At 39.2% G+C, this 740-nt stretch carries 2 protein-coding genes; both read left to right on the top strand.

What is annotated here, in order from left to right; genetic code table 11:
* Positions 1 to 502: transferrin-binding protein-like solute binding protein (locus tag DAE25_RS22740; RefSeq protein ID WP_199907743.1), on the top strand; the 502-nt coding region annotated here is incomplete at its 5' end.
* Between the two features lie 13 nt (positions 503 to 515).
* Positions 516 to 740: hypothetical protein (locus tag DAE25_RS22735; RefSeq protein WP_199907744.1), on the top strand; the 225-nt coding region annotated here is incomplete at its 3' end.

Raw genomic sequence — 740 nt, 5'->3', positions numbered from 1 at the left:
ATTGTGGCAAAAAGAGGGCAAACAACAAGTTAAAGATAATAGTTTATTCCTACAAGGTGAACGTACTGCAACGGATAAAATGCCCGCAGGAGGTAACTATAAGTATGTTGGAACTTGGGATGCACTCGTATCTAAAGGGACGAACTGGATAGCGGAAGCAGATAATAATCGAGAATCGGGCTATCGCACTGAATTTGATGTTAATTTTAGTGATAAAAAAGTAAACGGTAAGTTATTTGATAAAGGCGGTGTAAATCCTGTATTTACCGTAGATGCGACAATTAATGGTAATGGCTTTATCGGCAGTGCGAAAACCTCTGATAGTGGCTTTGCTTTAGATGCAGGCTCTAGCCAACACGGAAATGCGGTATTTAGTGATATAAAAGTCAATGGTGGCTTCTATGGTCCAACCGCTGGAGAACTTGGCGGACAATTCCATCATAAATCAGACAATGGCAGTGTTGGCGCTGTCTTTGGTGCAAAACGACAAATAGAAAAATAATAAGGAATTTGCTATGAAAAATAAATTAAATCTGATTAGCCTTGCTCTTCTTAGCCTATTTGCCGTACAAAGCTATGCAGAACAAGCGGTACAATTAAATGATGTTTATGTCACAGGTACCAAAAAGAAAGCACATAAAAAAGAGAACGAAGTCACAGGCTTAGGGAAAGTAGTTAAAACACCAGATACTCTTAGTAAGGAGCAAGTGTTAGGAATACGAGATCTGACTCGTTACGAC

The organism is Nocardioides terrigena, from assembly GCF_003047265.1.
Lineage (GTDB): Bacteria > Actinomycetota > Actinomycetes > Propionibacteriales > Nocardioidaceae > Nocardioides > Nocardioides terrigena.
The sequence above is the reverse complement of the archived record's forward strand: the minus strand, read 5'-3'. Positions and strand labels throughout refer to the sequence as shown.